The organism is Aggregatibacter kilianii, assembly GCF_003130255.1.
GTDB lineage: Bacteria > Pseudomonadota > Gammaproteobacteria > Enterobacterales > Pasteurellaceae > Aggregatibacter > Aggregatibacter kilianii.
The window spans coordinates 33,289-51,157 of the sequence record NZ_NRCN01000001.1; the positions used below are offsets into that span (position 1 = coordinate 33,289).

General features: G+C 41.2%; 15 protein-coding genes. 8 read left to right on the top strand and 7 right to left on the bottom strand.

Annotated elements, in window-relative coordinates:
* Positions 1-206 precede the first annotated feature (206 nt).
* The 3 genes from DK428_RS00145 (at position 207) to DK428_RS00155 (ending at position 3,851) form a co-directional block, all read left to right on the top strand.
* Entirely contained in the window at positions 207-1,490 is a 1,284-nt protein-coding gene (locus DK428_RS00145; protein WP_109063950.1) for a maltoporin, read from the top strand.
* Positions 1,491-1,580: 90 nt separating this feature from the next.
* On the top strand, positions 1,581-2,474 hold the full coding sequence (gene malM, locus DK428_RS00150; RefSeq protein ID WP_109063951.1) for a maltose operon protein MalM: 894 nt from the start codon (positions 1,581-1,583) through the stop codon (positions 2,472-2,474).
* A 414-nt stretch (positions 2,475-2,888) separates the two neighbouring features.
* Positions 2,889-3,851 carry a hypothetical protein gene (locus DK428_RS00155; protein WP_109063952.1) on the top strand — a complete coding sequence of 321 codons (963 nt, stop codon included), beginning with the start codon at positions 2,889-2,891 and terminating at the stop codon, positions 3,849-3,851.
* 154 nt (positions 3,852-4,005) lie between these two features.
* Here the strand turns inward: DK428_RS00155 and moeB are convergent, their stop codons facing one another.
* Together moeB and moeA are read right to left on the bottom strand one after the other, a co-directional pair.
* Entirely contained in the window at positions 4,006-4,734 is a 729-nt protein-coding gene (gene moeB, locus DK428_RS00160) for a molybdopterin-synthase adenylyltransferase MoeB (protein ID WP_109063953.1), read from the bottom strand.
* 15 nt (positions 4,735-4,749) lie between these two features.
* The gene (gene moeA, locus DK428_RS00165; RefSeq protein WP_109063954.1) at positions 4,750-5,964 is read right to left on the bottom strand and encodes a molybdopterin molybdotransferase MoeA; all 1,215 of its coding nucleotides are present in this window, start codon (positions 5,962-5,964) and stop codon (positions 4,750-4,752) included.
* A gap of 143 nt (positions 5,965-6,107) precedes the next feature.
* Between moeA and folE the strand changes: the two genes are divergently transcribed.
* Positions 6,108-6,764 (top strand): GTP cyclohydrolase I FolE, encoded by a 657-nt coding sequence (folE, locus tag DK428_RS00170; protein ID WP_005703299.1) that lies wholly within the window; start codon positions 6,108-6,110, stop codon positions 6,762-6,764.
* 95 nt (positions 6,765-6,859) lie between these two features.
* Here folE and dacB read toward each other — a convergent pair whose 3' ends face one another.
* On the bottom strand, positions 6,860-8,302 hold the full coding sequence (gene dacB, locus DK428_RS00175) for a serine-type D-Ala-D-Ala carboxypeptidase (protein ID WP_109063955.1): 1,443 nt from the start codon (positions 8,300-8,302) through the stop codon (positions 6,860-6,862).
* Between the two features lie 152 nt (positions 8,303-8,454).
* Between dacB and greA the strand changes: the two genes are divergently transcribed.
* A complete protein-coding gene (gene greA / locus DK428_RS00180) occupies positions 8,455-8,931 on the top strand; it encodes a transcription elongation factor GreA (RefSeq protein ID WP_083015351.1) in 477 nt (158 codons plus the stop codon).
* A gap of 64 nt (positions 8,932-8,995) precedes the next feature.
* Here greA and yhbY read toward each other — a convergent pair whose 3' ends face one another.
* Both yhbY and DK428_RS00190 read right to left on the bottom strand, forming a co-directional pair.
* Positions 8,996-9,298 (bottom strand): ribosome assembly RNA-binding protein YhbY, encoded by a 303-nt coding sequence (gene yhbY / locus DK428_RS00185; protein WP_109063956.1) that lies wholly within the window; start codon positions 9,296-9,298, stop codon positions 8,996-8,998.
* A gap of 100 nt (positions 9,299-9,398) precedes the next feature.
* The gene (locus tag DK428_RS00190; protein WP_109063957.1) at positions 9,399-10,013 is read right to left on the bottom strand and encodes a riboflavin synthase subunit alpha; all 615 of its coding nucleotides are present in this window, start codon (positions 10,011-10,013) and stop codon (positions 9,399-9,401) included.
* Positions 10,014-10,037: 24 nt separating this feature from the next.
* Between DK428_RS00190 and DK428_RS00195 the strand changes: the two genes are divergently transcribed.
* From DK428_RS00195 to DK428_RS00205, 3 genes are all read left to right on the top strand, one after another.
* Positions 10,038-11,435 (top strand): MATE family efflux transporter, encoded by a 1,398-nt coding sequence (locus DK428_RS00195; RefSeq protein WP_109063958.1) that lies wholly within the window; start codon positions 10,038-10,040, stop codon positions 11,433-11,435.
* A gap of 159 nt (positions 11,436-11,594) precedes the next feature.
* Positions 11,595-13,766 carry a TonB-dependent siderophore receptor gene (locus tag DK428_RS00200; RefSeq protein WP_109063959.1) on the top strand — a complete coding sequence of 724 codons (2,172 nt, stop codon included), beginning with the start codon at positions 11,595-11,597 and terminating at the stop codon, positions 13,764-13,766.
* Between the two features lie 55 nt (positions 13,767-13,821).
* On the top strand, positions 13,822-15,567 hold the full coding sequence (locus DK428_RS00205; protein ID WP_109063960.1) for an ABC transporter ATP-binding protein/permease: 1,746 nt from the start codon (positions 13,822-13,824) through the stop codon (positions 15,565-15,567).
* A gap of 87 nt (positions 15,568-15,654) precedes the next feature.
* On the opposite strand, the gene DK428_RS00210 is transcribed toward DK428_RS00205, so the two are convergent.
* Both DK428_RS00210 and DK428_RS00215 read right to left on the bottom strand, forming a co-directional pair.
* A complete protein-coding gene (locus tag DK428_RS00210) occupies positions 15,655-17,511 on the bottom strand; it encodes an ATP-dependent nuclease (protein ID WP_109089992.1) in 1,857 nt (618 codons plus the stop codon).
* Positions 17,512-17,531: 20 nt separating this feature from the next.
* Positions 17,532-17,855 (bottom strand): HI1450 family dsDNA-mimic protein, encoded by a 324-nt coding sequence (locus tag DK428_RS00215; RefSeq protein ID WP_109063962.1) that lies wholly within the window; start codon positions 17,853-17,855, stop codon positions 17,532-17,534.
* Between the last annotated feature and the right edge of the window lie 14 nt (positions 17,856-17,869).

The following is a 17,869-nucleotide window of genomic DNA, read 5'->3' on the forward strand; positions in this document are numbered from 1 at the left end:
ATGGCAATAGGGATTCATTTCAGTGATAAGGCTGTGACTGTGTTTTTCTTAATGGAGTGACATCGCAGGACAGTATCGGTATGGGGTTCAACGGCAGGATTACACACTAGCAAATTCTGCCAATATTAAACTAGGCGCTTGGGACTATTTAATACGCTCCCAAACAAAGTAACGTAATTTTCTTAACCTAAGAAGAGAGGTCTCTTATGAAAATTCAAAAAACACTTTTAACGGTTGCCATTAGTGGGGCATTGTTTGCAACAAGTGCAAGTGCGGTGGATTTCCACGGTTATGCACGTTCCGGTATTGGTTGGACATCCGGCGGTGGGGAATTGACCGCATTTTCCGCCAACGGCGCACCGGCCAAATATCGTTTGGGTAACGAATCCGATACCTATGCAGAATTAGGTTTCGGTCAAGAATTGTGGAAAGAAGGTGACAAACGTTTCTATTTCGATAGCTTAATTGCCTATGGTGGTAATTTACATAAAGGCGATTGGACAGAAACCAGCCCTGCAGTGCGTGAATTAAACGTGAAATTTGAAAACTTTGCCGACAGTTTACCGGGCGCTACATTATGGGCAGGTAAGCGTTACTATCAACGTCATGACATCCACATGAACGATTTCTACTACTGGGATATTTCCGGTCCGGGCGCAGGGGTTGAAAACATTGATTTAGGTTTTGGTAAACTCTCTGTCGCGGCAACTCGAAATACGGAAGCGGGTGGTGCGTTTACTTATTATTATGATCACGCCAAAAAAACTTGGGTAAGTGATCGTAGCGAGAAGAAAGATGTCTATAACGATGTATTTGATGTTCGTTTAGCTGAAGTACAAGTCAGTAAAAATGGTAAATTGGAATTCGGCTTTGATTATGCCAATGCGCATAAAAAGGACGGTACCCGTTTTGCGAATGAGAATGCAACCAAAAACGGTCACATGTTCACCATTGAACATACTCAAGGTGAATTCTTCGGCGGTTTCAATAAATTTACCGTGCAATATGCTAAAGACTCTATGGCATCTAAAGGTTGGAATTCCGGTCATGCACAAGGTTCTTTAGTGAATAACCGAGGTCATATGCTTCGTTTAATTGATCAAGGTGTTGTTCAATTTAGCGACAAAGTTGAAATGATGTATGCCTTGATTTATCAAAAAACCGACTTAGATAACAAAGAAGGTAATACTTGGTATTCTGCCGGCGTGCGTCCAATGTATAAATGGACAAATACCATGAGTACCTTAATGGAGCTTGGCTACGACCGCGTGAAAGACCAAGCTACAGGCAAGAAAAATGACTTAACTAAAGTGACTCTTGCGCAACAATGGCAAGCCGGTAACAGCATTTGGGCGCGTCCGGCAATCCGTGTATTCGGTACTTACGCTCACTGGAACGATAAATTCAACACTGAAAATCGCACAAACTTAGGTTACAAAGCGAAAGACGGCGAATTTATCGCAGGTGTTCAATTTGAGGCTTGGTGGTAATCACCACTGTAATGTGCTATCTGCCAATAGCGGATAGCACAACTTCCTGTTTTTAATCCGTTTTATAAAATCATTTTTTCTGAGGTTAATATGAAAAAAACAATGAAATTTTTGACCGCACTTTTATTGGCGAATATGGCTGTAAGTTCTTCAAGTTGGGCTGACACGCCTATCCATATTAACCCGAACCAACTCTCTCATGTTCAATGGCAGGATGTGCCATTTTCCGAAAAAGTTAAAACAACATTATCCGAACAGCAAAAACAAGCCTTTACCGCGTCATTTGCCGGTGTAGAAAGCCCGGTTGCTGCATATCGCATTCCTGCAAATCAAGGCACGTTAGAAGTGGAAATTATTAGTCCTATCGAAAATAAAAGCGTATTTGTACCAAGTGCGGTGGTTTTGGACAGCAATTTTAATGTGGCGGCGGTTTATCCTTCTTCCGACTTTAAATTCCATGAAGAACGTGGAATGGCACCGAATCGTTTCTCTGCAGAGTTAAATCTCACACCGGCAGCCAGTCAGGATTATATTTATTTGTTGATTTACACGACTCAACAAGATTTAGCCAAAACAACCATGATGCCGCATCCGGCAAAAAGCTATGCTAAAGGCACAGGCCATCAGCCGCCGGCGTTAAATGATATTGAGATTAAACACAGCTTGAACGGCGAAATTCAAATTAACGTGACAAATTCAAACGGTACGCGTTTTATTGGCATACCAACGAAAGTCTTTACATCCGAAAAAGCCTCACAACCTGTTGGACAGGCTACAGCTCCGGTGAAATCCACCGCAGCTGCGGCACCTAAGGCAGTGAATACGCCTGTGGATCAAGACACGGAAGCCTATTTCAATCAGGCCGTGACTAAAGCGCTAAAAGCCAATGATGTAAACAAGGCGATGAATTTAGTCAATGAAGCGGAAAAACTCGGCTTAACGTCCCCGCGTCAAACCTTCTTGAAACAAGTTTCATCTAAATAAATACTGGTCTTTTCATAATTTGCCACCGATATTCGGTGGCTTTTTTTGTGGTTGGAATATAGCGCTACAGAAAAAGTGCGGTGACAAAAAACGGTATTATGTAGCAAATGTACAAAACGCTTGCTGAGCTTGTCGAAGCATTAGCTTTGTGCAACTGCCACATCATTTCGGAAGAAATTGTTGCGTTTAAAACAGCCCGCGTCGGGAGACGCGCGCTATCATTCATTTGTACGCTATCAGTCATTTACCTGTGAATTTTTTGTGGCAAGTTTGTCGTAAATCGGTTTAAGGGGCTTTTAAAGGTAGTACTTTTCTACGATGACATCAAAAGCATTGCGATTAGCGCTATCATAGGGCGGTTAAATCTAATAAGATAGGGTTAATACGGCATCAACATAAGTAAAGGAGCTCTACATGAAAAAATCCCATTTGTTGACAGCATCTGTTTTTATCGGTTTGCTACCGTCCTTAGGTGTTTTGGCTGAAGAGCAGGAAAAAACATGGGTAGATGAACAACATCAAGAAATACGTACCAAACTGCGGAGTTGGGCTCATACGCTAGATGAATGGATGGGGGAGCCTGATCCCGAACAGCCTGCGACTGCCGGCTTGCGTATCATGTTGGATAGCCAGTGGAATCATTACGATCACTTTTCCGTTAAACCACGTGTCCGTGGGAAAATTCGCCTACCGACCTTGAAAAAACAGCTGAGCTTGGTTTTCGGTGATGAAGATTTAGATAATGAATCACGAGACAAAAACCACATCGGTAAGGTTTATAGCCAACCATTGAATAAAAATAAACATTATGATCGACGTCAAACTCGGGAAGATAATGCTTCGGTTGGCTTACGTTGGTCTGACTACATTAAAAAGTTAGGCATTGATACTGATATCGATCTAGGTATTCGTTCCGGTAGCGATATTTATTTACGCTTTAGAGTTGGAAAAGAATGGTTTATTACCGAGCGTTTCTCTACCAGATTGGAGCAAATTTACCGCTACGGTAGCAATAGTAAACATTATTTGCGGACGAACTTTGAAAATAAGTATCGGACTTCAGATAACACCTTTATCGCTAATCAGCTGTATTTGCAGTCCGAACATGATGTAGATGAAAGAAACTCTTGGGGTAACAGTTTTTATCGTCAGCACGACTTCAACAACTATAAACGTCTGAATTATGGCATTTTTATTGGTGGTGATATCGAAAATAAAAAATTTCATATTAACCAATATGGCCCATTTATTAGTTGGCGTCAGCCGATTTTACGTCAGTGGTTTTTTATTCAGCCTGAACTGAATTACTACAATGATAAAAAACAAGGGCGTAGCCACCACGTCGGTGCATTTTTACGGTTAGAAGCCATCTTTTGAGATAACACAGCCCGTTTTTATTAAGCGATTGTTTTTGATTGGGATGGCGAGGGGAAAGTGCGGTGGATTTTAAAGGTGTTTTTTAGAAAAGTGTAATTGAAAATTTAAAAACGTTAATGGCAGCACGCATTTTCCATTGCGTGTTGCCACTGTTTTACATGCTGATATTCGGCAATTTGACTTCTCTCACCGACATGGTCATTCCATCAATCAACAACAATCTGCCACATAAATTCTTGCCGATTTTTAACCGCACTTTGATGGCTTCTAGAGCTTGAATAGATCCAACTAAGCCGACAATGGGCGCCAGCACGCCGGCTTCTACACAGCTTAAAGCATTGTCGCCGAATAAACGGCTAAGGGTATGATAGGTCGGTGTGTTGTCTTCATAAGTGAAAACGGAAACCTGTCCTTCCATACGAATAGCCGCGCCGGAAACCAGCGGAATTTTATGGGCGGCGCAGGCCGTGTCTAATTGATTGCGTGTGCCGACGTTATCGGTACAATCCAACACTACATCAAATTTACCAACCAAGTCGTGAAGTTGTTGCTCATCCAATAATTGATGGATTGGATTGACCTCAATATGTGGATTTAAACGTTGCAGGGAAAGCTTCGCCGATTCCACTTTCGGCATACCAAGGCGGCTGTCGTCGTGCAACACTTGGCGTTGTAAATTGGATAAATCTACGGTGTCGAAATCCAGTAAGGTTAAATATCCCACACCGGCAACGGCTAAATATTGGCTGGCGGCACAACCTAATCCGCCGAGACCGACAATCAGCATTTTGCTACTTTTTAACGTTTCTTGTCCGTCAAAATCAATGTCTTTCAACACGATTTGGCGGTTGTAGCGCAATTCTTCTTGATGAGTTAATTCCATAACAAACTCAATGTATTAGCGTAATAAATCGTTGAAAGGCTCGATGGTGACGGTTTCGCCCGCGGCGACGTTGCCACGCTCTTGTTCCAGCACAATAAAGCAGTTGCTTTTCACAAAGGAACTAAACAAATGTGAGCCTTGGAAGCCCACCGGTTGCACTTCAATTTGCCCTTGCGCGTTGAGTTGATAGAAACCCCGTTGGAAATCCAAGCGTCCCGGGGCTTTTTTCAAGTTGGTTGAGGCGATGGCAGATAAACGCATCGGCGCTTTCCATTGGCTGTAACCGCTCAACTTGGCGATAGCCGGTTGCACTAATTGATAGAAAGTCACCAAGGCCGACACCGGATTGCCCGGTAAGCCGCAGAACCACGCATTTTCTAATTTTCCAAAAGCAAAAGGTTTGCCCGGTTTAATGGCGATTTTCCAGAAGTTGATTTTGCCGACTTTCTCTAAAATATGTTTGGTGAAATCCGCTTCCCCCACAGACACGCCACCACTGGTGATGACCAAATCCGCTTGTTGTTGTGCTTCTACAAAGGCTTTTTCAAATTGCGCTTCGTTGTCCGGCAAAATACCAAAATCCAACACATCGCAGTTTAGTTTTTCTAACAACAGTTTTACGGTAAAACGGTTCGTGTCATAAATTTGACCGGCTTGTAGCGGTTGTCCTACCGGTACCAGTTCATCGCCGGTAGAAAGCACCGCCACTTTTAAGCGTGGGAAAACCTTAACTTTTTCGATGCCGAGAGAGGCAAGCAATGGCAAAGAAACGGCATTGAGTAAGGCACCTTGTTTTAATACCACATCGCCCAGTTTCACGTCTTCACCAATGCGACGAATGTTTTGGTTTAATTTTGGTAATGCGTGAAATGTCACCGTGCCGTCATCGTTTACCTGAACCTCTTCCTGCATCACTACCGCATCAGCCCCTTGTGGGATCATTGCGCCGGTCATGATTCTGACCGCACTTTGTGCCGTCCATTCTCCCTCAAAAGGCGCACCGGCAAAGGCTTTGCCGGCAACGGATAGTGTCATGGATTGTTGTAAATCCGCCAATCGTACGGCATAACCGTCCATAGCGGAATTGTCGAAAGAAGGAACGTTAATCGGCGAAACGAGATCTTCTGCGCAAATGCGTTGGCCCGCTTCGTTAATCGGGAGTGTTTCCGTAGAAGTTGGGGATGGGAGCTGATTTAGCATTTGTTCAAGAGCTTGAGATAAGGGCAACATACTGGATCCTTTAAGAATAAAAAAGTGCGGTCATTATACTAAAAGTTTTCATGCTACATAGCGATTATCTTCATTTTATTATTGCCTTGGAGTTTGCTAAAATGCCGCATTATTTTGATAAATGCCCCAATTGAGAGTAGTAAATGAATCACATTTCACCTGAAGCGGAGAAAGTGCGTAACGCTCTGCGTCAGAAAGGAATCGAAACGCCAATGATTGTGTTGGATGAAAGTAAAGATGAACGTCGCACACACATTGAACAACATATGCGCGAAGTATTGCGTTTAATCGGTTTGGATTTACGTGACGACAGCATTGAAGAAACGCCTTCCCGCCTTGCCAAAATGTTTGTTGATGAAATTTTTAGCGGTTTGGATTATGCCAACTTCCCGAAAATCACCAATATCGCCAATCGTATGAAGGTGAGCGAAATGGTGTTAGTCAATGATGTTACCTTAACCAGCACCTGCGAGCACCATTTTGTCACGATCGACGGCATGGTTTCCGTGGCTTATTACCCTAAAAACTGGGTGATCGGGTTATCGAAAATTAATCGCGTGGTGGCATTCTTCGCCCAACGTCCGCAAGTGCAAGAACGCTTAACAGAGCAAATTTTATTGGCTTTTCAAACGATTTTGGAAACGGAAGATGTGGCAGTGTATGTGAAGGCCACCCATTTCTGTGTGAAATGTCGCGGCATTAAAGACACCAACAGTTATACGGTGACATCCGCCTTTGGTGGAGTATTCTTAGAAGATCGTGAAACACGCAAAGAATTTTTGAGCTTAATTAATAAATAATCAGACCATTTATTAGAAAAGTGCGGTGGATTTTTCAAACGTTTTTAAAACGCAACGAAAATCCACCGCACTTTTGTTTTTCCAATTCGCTGAAATTAATCCTGATATAAGGCGTTATACACACCGCTTTCAAATTGTACCAATGGCGCACGCTTGGTTTTGCTTTCAAGATCGCCGGTGGAGTAGCCATTGATAAATTGAACGAATGCGACTTTTTCACCGCGCGCGTTGGTGAGGTAGCCTGCCAAATTGTATACACCTTTTAACGCACCTGTTTTCGCAATCACATTTTTTATTAACGGCGGATTGATTAAGGAACCGCGTCCGCTCAAAGTGCCGTCTACTCCGGCAATAGGGAAGGTATCCAGTAAATGCAATTTGTCTTCATTTTTGGCGATGTAATCCAACACCTGCAACATGGTTTGTGGCGCGATGAGATTATGACGGGATAAGCCCGAACCGTCGGCGATAATGCTATTGCCGAATTTAATACCCACTTGCGATAATACTTTTTTCATGGCTAACGTACCAAGTTGGAAGGAAGCCGGGCGTTTATATTGCTGATAAGCAATCGTGCGAAATAGAGCATCGGCAATTTGGTTGTCGGATTTTTTCATCATTTTTTTGATGAGTTCGGGCAACGGCTTAGATAAATGTTGTGCCAATACTTGGCCTTGCTGCTGACGATAGGGTTGTTGAACCTTTCCGTTAAATTCAATACTTAAGCGTTTTAATTGGCGTTGAATCATTGCCGCCGCAAAGGCATCGGGGTCTTGCACTGCAAAACTTAATCCGAACGGTTTACTTTGGCGTGCCAAGCAACCCTTTACTTGATAACGGTTGTTGTCATGTACTAAAGCATCTAACTGGCAATAAGGCGCTTCTTCTTTATCTGCTACATAAACCTGTCCGAATACTTGGATCGGATATTGCGACGGCACGTTAAATTTCACCTGCTCGCCGGGTGGTTGGTTGGCGTCAATATCCACATAAAAGCAGTTATTATCAATGTTCACTGCCGCCGGTGGTGAATTAAAACACATAGTTAAATCGTTCCAAATCCAGCCTAATCCGCGATCATGGCTGGTGAAGACGGAGGTATCCAAAATTAGATTGCCGTTGATTTTATTGATATTTTGCTTTTTCAGTTCCGACAACAAATTGAAGAGTTGACCGCTAGTTAAATCCGGGTCGCCGGTGAAACGGACGATTAAATCGCCGTCTAATTGTCCATTTTGAACTTTACCGTTGGTTAAAAGTGCGGTCTGAAATTGAAATGAATCGCCAAGTGCCAATTTGGCGGCCAACGCGGTGAAGACTTTTTGTGTACTGGCCGGCAACATGAAAGTTTGTCCTTGATAATCGGCGACAATTTTATCCTGACTTAGGTTTTTAGCGATAAATGCGAGACTCGCTCCATCGGGCAAATTGCTGAGGTGTTGATTCAAATTGACATCGGCGAAGGTATTTGCAGAGGCGGTTAGCGCGAGGAAAAATACGGATTTTGAGAGAATTCGACGTGGTGAAAACTTATACATAATTCAGACTTGTGGTTGCTATTTTTTGTAAGACGAACAATAATAGTACGCGAACAGACGAGAGTAAAGTTTTCTCGCAACATGGTTAATTTATACTGGGGGATCATGACGATCCCACAGTTTTTCTTTATCTAAATTAAGGAAAATCCTATATGCAACAAATTCCAATGACGGTTCGTGGAGCGGAACTTTTACGCAAAGAGCTAGAATATTTAAAAAACGAACGCCGCCCGGAAATTATTAAAGCTATTGCGGAAGCACGTGAACACGGCGACTTAAAAGAAAATGCAGAATATCACGCCGCCCGTGAACAACAAGGATTCTGTGAAGGTCGTATTCAAGAAATTGAAGGCAAGCTCGCGAACTGCCAAATTATTGATGTCACCAAAATCCCGAATAACGGCAAAGTGATTTTTGGTGCGACGGTGGCTTTGGTCAATACCAATACGGATGATGAAGTCACTTACCGCATTGTGGGGGATGATGAAGCGGATATTAAAAACGGCTTGATTTCGGTGAATTCGCCGATTGCGCGCGGTTTAATCGGCAAAGAACAGGATGATGTCGTGAATATCACCACACCGGGTGGTGTGGTGGAATTTGAAATTATCGAAGTAGAGTATGTTTAAACTCGCTAAAACGGATAATAAAAAGGCAGTTTTAAACTGCCTTTTTTCATGTTTACTTTTTAGGTTATTTACGCGGAAGTTGGATTTTATTTTCTTCGCTTGGACGATATAACACTAACACATGACCGATGGTTTGTACTTCCGCGGCACCGGTTTCACGCACGATAGCATTGACAATTAATTGCTTGGTTTCACGATCGGAACCGGAAATTTTCACTTTAATCAGTTCATGATGGCTCAGGGATAAATCAATTTCCGCCAACACGCCTTCCGTTAAACCATTGCCGCCTAACATGACTACAGGGCTTAAATGATGAGCGAGGCCTTTTAAGTATTGTTTTTGTTTGGTTGATAATGTAATAGACATAATAATCTCGTTGAAAAAATTGATGGCTGATTCTAAAGCAAAACGGGCGTTTTAGCCAATAAATTCTGATGAAAAAACGCCGCTAAAAACAACCGCACTTTTAGGCTTCTTTCTGTGCCAAATAACGTTCCACCGTATCCACAATGGCTTGCGTTTGCGGATCGATTTCAATATTGACTTTTTCGCCCACCTCTTTCTTGCCAATTAGCGTACGATGAATGGTTTCCGGAATCAGGTTGACGCAGAAGCTTTGTTCGCGGACTTCACCTATAGTTAAACTAATGCCATCCACGGCAATAAAGCCTTTGGTTAATACATATTTCATTATGTCTTTATTCGGCAGTTGGAACCAAATTTGCAGGTTGTTTTCGGAAGGAATGCGTTCAACGATGTCAGCGGTGCAATACACATGGCCGGATAAAATATGCCCGCCGATTTCTGAGCCCATTTGCATGGCGCGCTCGATATTCACGAAATCACCGACCTGCAATTCGCCCAAGTTTGTGATTTTCAAGGTTTCTTGCATTAAGTCGAAACTCACCAAATTGCCTTTGATTTCCGTGACGGTTAAACACACGCCGTTGTGTGCAACAGATGCACCGATTTGTAATCCTTTCAGCATTTCTTGTGGCATTTCCACAACGTGTGTTCTAAAATTAGCCCCTTCCGTAATGACCTTAATTTGTGCGGTGCCTTGCACAATGCCTGTAAACATAATGACCTCGAAATCTATTTATTTATGAATGTAAACTTCGTCAAAGAATATCATATTGAAGCTAAAAAATTAATTGCTATCGCCATTCCGATTTTGCTTGCGCAAATTGCGCAAAATTCCATGGGCTTGGTGGATACCATCATGGCCGGGCGGGTTAGCTCGGCTGACATGGCCGCCATTTCTGTGGGGGCATCTATTTGGTTGCCGCTGGTTTTATTTGGTCATGGTCTATTGTTGGCGTTGCCGCCGACGATCTCTTATTTAAACGGTTCGGGACAACGCAAACGTATTGCTCATCAAGTACGACAAGGTATTTGGATTGTTATTTTCAGTTGTATTCCATTAGGTTTACTGATTCAGCATAGCGACTTTGTACTACAACGCATGGATATGGAGCCACGTTTGGCGGAGATCACAAGCGGCTATTTACATGCCATGATTTGGGGCTTGCCGGGCTATCTGTTGATGATTAACTTTCGCTGTTTAAACGATGGCATTGCCAAAACCAAGCCGGCTATGGTGATTACTTTCCTCGGTTTAATGCTCAACATTCCCCTTAACTATATTTTGATTTACGGCAAACTTGGCATACCGGCATTCGGCGCGGTAGGTTGTGGCATTGCCACGGCAATTGTGAATTGGGTGATGTGCTTTTTAATGATTACCTATTGCATGCGGGCGAGAAATCAACGTGATTTACAGGTCTTTGCCAATATTATTGAACGCCCGAATATGCACACGTTGATTAAGTTGCTGAAACTCGGCTTTCCTATTGCGGTGGCGTTGTGTTGTGAAGTGGCCTTATTTGCATTGACATCATTATTCTTATCGCCTTTGGGCGCGGACGTGGTGGCCAGCCATCAAATTGCATTGAATACCAGCGCCTTTGTATTTATGTTACCGATGTCATTGGGCATGGCGACAACCATTTTAGTGGGTCAACGTTTAGGTGAAAAATCCCCGCGCGGAGCGAAACTGGTGTCTTATTCCGCTCTGGCAGTCGGTTTAACCATCACCATAATTACTGCATTTTTAACGGTAATTTTGCGGGAACAGATTGCCGCGATCTTTGTGAAAGATACGGAAGTGATTGCGATGGCGGGATCGCTGTTATTACTGGCAGCTTTATATCAATTTTCCGATACGGTTCAAGTGATTATTGGTGGCGTGCTACGTGGTTATAAAGACACCAAAGCCATTTTATACATCACCTTGTTTTGCTATTGGGTAGTGGGTATGCCACTCGGTTACGCGTTAGCCCGCACCGATTTTATCGTGCCGGGTGGCATTGCTGCCAAAGGTTTTTGGACTGCCTTTGTCGTGAGTTTAACCTTAGCAGCCGCCTTATTAATTTATCGTCTCCGCAAAACCCAAGGGCAGACAGGCGATGTCCTGTTGGCACAGTTGGAAAAATTAAAATAAACATCAGCCTGTTACCTTTGTAACAGGCTTTTTTTCATCTAAAGTGCGGTCGTTTTTCAAGATGTTTTTTATTGTTCTTAAAAAAGAATAATTCTCTTTTTCAGCTAAAACTTTTCAGCTATACTGTCGCCGTTTTTTTGACTCGAAAAGGGAATCTTTATGAAATTTAAATTAAGCGTGATTTCCACCGCACTTTTAACGGCGGTATCCATGTCTGCTTATGCGGAAGAAAAAGCGGAAAATCTTGAACAAATCACTGTTGAAGATACCGGCATTAAGCAAAATGGTTATCAAACCGCCGGGACGTCTGTGGTATCAAAAGCCGAGGTGCCTGTGCTGGATACACCGAACACGGTGAATATTCTTTCCACCCAATTATTAAAAGATCGCAAACCAGCATCCTTAATTGATGCGCTTTACAATGTGAGTGGCGTTAGTCAAGCCAATACCTTAGGCGGAATGTTTGATTCTATTCAAAAACGCGGTTTCGGCGGCAATCGTGATAACTCAATTATGCGTAACGGCTTGCAAGCCGGACCTGCCAAGAACTTTAGCGCCACCACGGAAACCGTTGAAGTCTTAAAAGGCCCTGCCTCTGTGCTTTATGGCATTCAAGATCCGGGTGGTGTCGTCAATATCATTACCAAAAAACCGCAACAAACCCCGAAATATGTAGTGGGTGGCACATTGGGAAATCATAGTTTGTGGGGAACACAAGTGGATTTCACCGGTGGCTTAGGCAATGGTTTTGCTTATCGTTTTATTTATGACAAACAAGAAAAGAATTACTGGCGTAACTTCGGCAAAATTAAAAACACCACTTACGCGCCTTCTCTTTCTTGGGAAAATGACACCACCAAAGTCTTAGTGGCGTATGAACATAAAGATATTCTTGAGCCGTTTGATCGTGGGACGAATTTATTAACGGCGACAAATTCTCTGCCGAATATTCCGGTCTCCCGTCGTTTAGACGAACCGAATAATGAAACCACGGCAAAAACCGATAACATTGATTTTAAAGTTGAGTATAAACTTAACGATAACTGGAAATTAAACGCCGGTTATAACTATGCCCGTTATGAATATTTCTATAATCAAGCGCGTATTTCGAATATTAATGTCAATACACGCAAAGCCCGCCGTGCCATTGAGCAACAACAAGGCGATCAACGCGTGCATAGCGGAACACTAAATATCGTGGGTGAATTCGGTATTGGTGAGATTGGTAACCGTTTTGTCGCTGGTGTGGATGTGATGCGTAATGTTCGTGATCTTGGCCCAATTTATAACCAAGGCATCATGAATTCCGATATTAATATTGATCATCCAAACTACACCAATCCTGTTGCGCAGAAGAAAAACGGCAACGGCAATGCTTACCAATATAACTATTTAAAAACTGTCGGTGTTTATGTTCAAGATACCGCTTATTTCACTGACAGCTTCATTGTCACCGGCGGTTTGCGTTATGAGTATTTTGACCAATTTGCCGGCCGCCATTGCTTAAATGCAGCAAATTGTGATGTGTCAAAAGGGCAAAACGTAACGAAGACCGGTAATACGGATCAGCACGATGGCAAATTGCTTTATCAATTAGGCGCGGTATATAAATTTACGCCGAATATTGCCACCTTTGCCAATTACTCGGAATCATTCCGTCCGCAAATGAGCGTTGCAACCCCTGTGAACGGCGATTTGAAACCTGAACAAGGCAAATCCGTTGAAATTGGTGCAAAGTATGAAAATGCCGGTTTTAATGCAACGGTTTCGTTATTTAACATCAATAAACGTAATGTGGCAGAAGCGGTGGGTAGCGGCGCTAATGCCGAATTAAATATCGTCGGCAAACAACGTTCCCGCGGTGTGGAATTTGACTTAAACGGTCAGCTTACCGATCAGTTGAGCGTGGCGGCGAACTATACTTACACCAAAGTAAAATCCTTAGAAAATGAAAGATACCCTGATGCGGTGAATCAACAGCTTTCCGGCGTACCGAAGCATCAAGCCTCTTTATTCTTAGCTCATAATGTGGGCGAATTTGATTTCGGCAATATCCGTGTTGGCGGTGGCGCCCGTTATTTAGGATCTTGGTATGCGTATAACAATACTTATACCCTCTCTTATAAGTTGCCACACGCCGTGGTGTATGACGCCTTCATTGCCTACGATACCAAAATCTCCGGCAAGAAAGTGTCATTCCAACTTAACGGTAAAAACTTAACGGATAAAACCTACTTCCCATCCACTTCAGGCAATGCAACAAACACGCTGATTCCGGTGGCGTTAGGTTATGGACGTGAGTTTATCTTTAATACCAAAGTGGAATTCTAATTAAATACATTCATCCCTAAAGGGCGTTTAACGCCCTTTCTTTTTGGATATTCAAATGGATTGGCAAACAGAAGTTAATAATAGTTTATCTTGGATTTTGACCGCACTTTTGGGCGTATCGACGGTGTTGGCGGTATTGGCATTGGCGCTTAAACGAACAGACTTCGGGCAACGCTTTTGGCTGATTACACAACCTTGTGTGCAAACCTCATCGGCATACAAAATTATCGGTTTGCTTTTATTGTTACTGACCTTGATTTTGCTGGAAGTGCGAATCAGCGTGCTGAATTCTTTTTTCTATAACGGACTTTATACCTCGTTACAAGAACAAAAAGCCGATGCCTTTTGGTTTTTTGCCGGGCTGAATGCCTTGTTGGTGATGTTCAAAATTATCCATTCCATTATCAATTATTTCGTACGACAGCTTTTTGAAATTCGTTGGTTAGAAAAACTCAATAATGAAATGCTGGTGCGTTGGTTGCGCCATAAAAATTATTATCGTCTGAAATACGAAAAAGAATTGCCGGATAACATCGATCAACGTATCGAACAAGATGCCCGCGAATTTATTAGCGGCACGGTTACCATGTTGCAAGGCTTGATTAATTCCGTGATGTCCACCATTGAATTTACGATTATTCTGTGGGGCTTGTCAGGGATATTGGTGTTGCTCGGCGTGCCGATTCCGAAAGGCGTGGTGTTCTTTATTTATATTTTTATCATCGTCGCCACCGCACTTTCCGTTTGGATTGGGCACCCACTGATTAAATTGAATTTTGATAAAGAACGATTGAACGGGGATTATCGTTATTCCTTGATTCGCGTGCGTGATAACGCAGAAAGTATTGCGTTTTACGGTGGTGAAACAAAAGAGCGGTCAAATTTACAAGCGAAATTTCACGCTATCATTCACAACCGTTGGGTAATTGTGCGCCGTATGTTGGGGTTGGACGGGTTTAATACCGGCGTGACGCAAATTGCCATGATTCTACCACTCATGTTGCAAGCGCCGCGTTTCTTTGCCGGACAGGTGAAATTAGGCGATATGCACCAAACGGTGCAAGCCTTCAATCGTCTTATGCGGGCGTTGTCTTTCTTCCGCTTGTTCTATGAAGAATTCACGTTGTATCAAGCGCGTCTCAATCGTTTGTATGGTTTTTTTACCAAATTAGACGAATTGGACGGCACAGAGATTCATCAACCGGTGGAATGTTCCCATCGGGTGTCATTGCATCATTTCGGGATTAAAGACGGCAACGGAAAAGTCTTATTGAAGGATTTGAACGTGGATTTGCAAAATGGCGATGCTTTGTTAATTCAAGGCCCGTCAGGCGCAGGAAAAACCTCGTTACTCAAAGCCATTGCGGGGATTTATCCGTTTGATACGGAAGGTCGGGTAGAGCGTCCATGTAGCAATAGTCTGTTTCTGCCACAACGCCCGTATATGCCGCAAGGCACGTTACGCGAAGCGATTTGCTATCCGAATATTGAGCCTAAACGTGGTGAATTGGAGTTGGCAATGGAGCAGTGTCGTTTGAGCAAATACATTCCGTCTCTTAACGAATCCAACGATTGGCAAGCTATTCTTTCACCGGGTGAGCTACAACGGGTGGCGTTTATTCGCATTCTTCTGATGCAACCCGATGTGATTTTTTTAGACGAAACCACATCAGCACTGGACGAACCGACGGAAGAATTGCTGTATAAAATCATCCGCAGCCGCTTCCCAAACATGATTATTCTCAGTGTGGGCCATCGTTGCACATTGCAGCCATTTCATAATAAGCGGTTGGTGTTGTAATTTTTCAGTTTATTTTATTTTAGTTGAAAAGGAGGTTCCAGTTATAAATATAGAGTGTTAAGCTACACATTATTTAATTATAATGCTTTATTTTTTAAAGAATTCTTCAATTTTATCATTAATATGTTTTATTTTTTTCATAAAGTTATCAGAAAGTTTAATGTGTTCTTTTTTTGCTAGATGTTCACTGAAAAATAATTGGATTGAAGATTTTTCATTTTTAGGTGAAAGAGATGTTTTCTGAAAATAGTCTTTTATAATTACTTTGTCTTCTTCAGATAATATACTTGAAATTTCTTTACCTGATAACGTTTCATCAAAATTTTTTAACGTGAAAACTATATTATTATCTAAAATGTAATCTTCTTGAATTTTTCTAGACATACTCTTACCAACTTTATCATCGTCAAAAATTATACAAAATGGAACTCCCCATCCTTTTAAAATACTAATAAGAGCTTCGCATTTTGTTGCTCCTCCAAGAGGTAATATGCCAATATCAACAGTTTTATTTAATAAAACTGATCTTGCATATTCTAGAATTAAATAATCGCTTTTTCCTTCAACTAGTACGGATGGTTTTATGCAATCTAGCATGCTTGGAGTTACATGTAATTTATCTAATATTGGTTGAAAGTATGTTGTTTTTGTTGGATTTGATGTAACATAATTTCGATAAGTATCAATTGAAATTAAAGTGTTTTCGTTACCATGTAAATTTCGATCATCTACATGATCATAATCTGTTGCTTTATTAGAAACTATATAAGCTTGATCTAACCAGATTGGATTAATTAAATAATGACTATGTGTAGAGTAAATTATTTGATTACCATTGCTTGTTACTTGTGCAAAGCTTTTTAATAATTCTTCTTGTGCTTTTGCGTGAAGATTAGATGCTGGTTCATCAAGCAGGAATAGAATATTTTTCCCTTTTTCTTTTTGATTAAATAAAGTAAATAATAGAAATGAAAAGAACCACCTAAATCCAAGAGAACGCTCCATAAAATTATATCTAGATATTCCTTGCTTTATTTGAAATTGAATATACACATCATCGAAATCATCTTTTGTACAGATTAATGATATTTCCTTTCCATTAAAATCACCTTGTAATATATTATGCCATAAGCCAAATACTTTTTCCGTTATTAACGCAGACATTTGGTCTAACGATGATTGTAATGCATCTCTAGCATTATCGTTATCAGTTAATGCTCTTTCTATTATATGTTTATGTAGATCAAGCTTACTTTCTGTTGAATGAGCAATATTTTCCAAGATTCGAGTATATATTTTATCAATAGAACTTTGATTGTTTCCTGAAATTTTTATTTTTTCAGGTTGATTAAATATAAAAGTTGGAAAGTAATAAATGCTTGGTATGAGAGATTTAATCTTATTGTATATTATATTATGAAATTCCCTAGGTATATCTTCACTAAATAGATTTATTTTCTTAAATGAAGATTTTCCTTTTTTCTTTTTTATATAAAAATCAAAGGTTATATAATTATGTCGTTTTATATAATCTGAGTTTTCAAACTTAAAAGTTTGAGAAATAGTTATCTCATTATTTAGATGCTCTATAATATATGGGTTATTACTATCCTCTGTAATATGTTTTATTATTTCTTCTTTATCTGTATTAGTTAAACTTAGTGTAGCCTTGATTACAATATTATCGTTAAAATTAGATTTAGAATGTTTAGGTATAAGTTTTACTGGATCTATTTTTTCAATAGATGTTGAATAAAGTTGTTTTAGTTCTTGACTATCTTCTGTTAATGCTGGGTTAAATTGGCTAATTGCTTCCAAAATAGATGTTTTTCCACTCTCATTTAAACCTATTAATGTGAATATATCACATCCAGAAGGAAGCATATTTAATGTTATGTTTTGGATTCCTTTATAATTTTTTATTATTAATTTAGTAAATTTCATTGGTGTACCTTTAGATTATATTAATTATTTTTCCAAATGATGTGATACTGGCGATCTTCTTCGCGGTGGGAAATGAGGAATTTGGCGAACACCTCGTCCATTTCATCTTGTTCGTTTACCAAGCCAATCCACACTTCCGCATATTCTTCCGGATCGATTAACACGCCGATTTCTTCTTCCCAGTTGTTGGCGGTTTCTACAAATTCCACGGCACCGCGCTCTTCAAATTGCAGGTTGAATAACAAAATATCGGCCGGGTCGAGATTTTCCGGTGCCATTTCAAGAAAAATATCGTAAGCAATGTCAATCGCCGTATCGGGATCCAGTTTGGTGAGTTCGCTCATGTGTTTATTCCGTA

Excerpts from the sequence above, each read along its gene's own strand:
- DK428_RS00145 (WP_109063950.1), top strand. The coding sequence starts at position 207 with ATGAAAATTCAAAAAACACTTTTAACGGTTGCCATTAGTGGGGCATTG.
- malM (WP_109063951.1), top strand. The coding sequence starts at position 1,581 with ATGAAAAAAACAATGAAATTTTTGACCGCACTTTTATTGGCGAATATG.
- DK428_RS00155 (WP_109063952.1), top strand. The coding sequence starts at position 2,889 with ATGAAAAAATCCCATTTGTTGACAGCATCTGTTTTTATCGGTTTGCTA.
- moeB (WP_109063953.1), bottom strand. The coding sequence starts at position 4,734 with ATGGAATTAACTCATCAAGAAGAATTGCGCTACAACCGCCAAATCGTG.
- moeA (WP_109063954.1), bottom strand. The coding sequence starts at position 5,964 with ATGTTGCCCTTATCTCAAGCTCTTGAACAAATGCTAAATCAGCTCCCA.
- folE (WP_005703299.1), top strand. The coding sequence starts at position 6,108 with ATGAATCACATTTCACCTGAAGCGGAGAAAGTGCGTAACGCTCTGCGT.
- dacB (WP_109063955.1), bottom strand. The coding sequence starts at position 8,302 with ATGTATAAGTTTTCACCACGTCGAATTCTCTCAAAATCCGTATTTTTC.
- greA (WP_083015351.1), top strand. The coding sequence starts at position 8,455 with ATGCAACAAATTCCAATGACGGTTCGTGGAGCGGAACTTTTACGCAAA.
- yhbY (WP_109063956.1), bottom strand. The coding sequence starts at position 9,298 with ATGTCTATTACATTATCAACCAAACAAAAACAATACTTAAAAGGCCTC.
- DK428_RS00190 (WP_109063957.1), bottom strand. The coding sequence starts at position 10,013 with ATGTTTACAGGCATTGTGCAAGGCACCGCACAAATTAAGGTCATTACG.
- DK428_RS00195 (WP_109063958.1), top strand. The coding sequence starts at position 10,038 with ATGAATGTAAACTTCGTCAAAGAATATCATATTGAAGCTAAAAAATTA.
- DK428_RS00200 (WP_109063959.1), top strand. The coding sequence starts at position 11,595 with ATGAAATTTAAATTAAGCGTGATTTCCACCGCACTTTTAACGGCGGTA.
- DK428_RS00205 (WP_109063960.1), top strand. The coding sequence starts at position 13,822 with ATGGATTGGCAAACAGAAGTTAATAATAGTTTATCTTGGATTTTGACC.
- DK428_RS00210 (WP_109089992.1), bottom strand. The coding sequence starts at position 17,511 with ATGAAATTTACTAAATTAATAATAAAAAATTATAAAGGAATCCAAAAC.
- DK428_RS00215 (WP_109063962.1), bottom strand. The coding sequence starts at position 17,855 with ATGAGCGAACTCACCAAACTGGATCCCGATACGGCGATTGACATTGCT.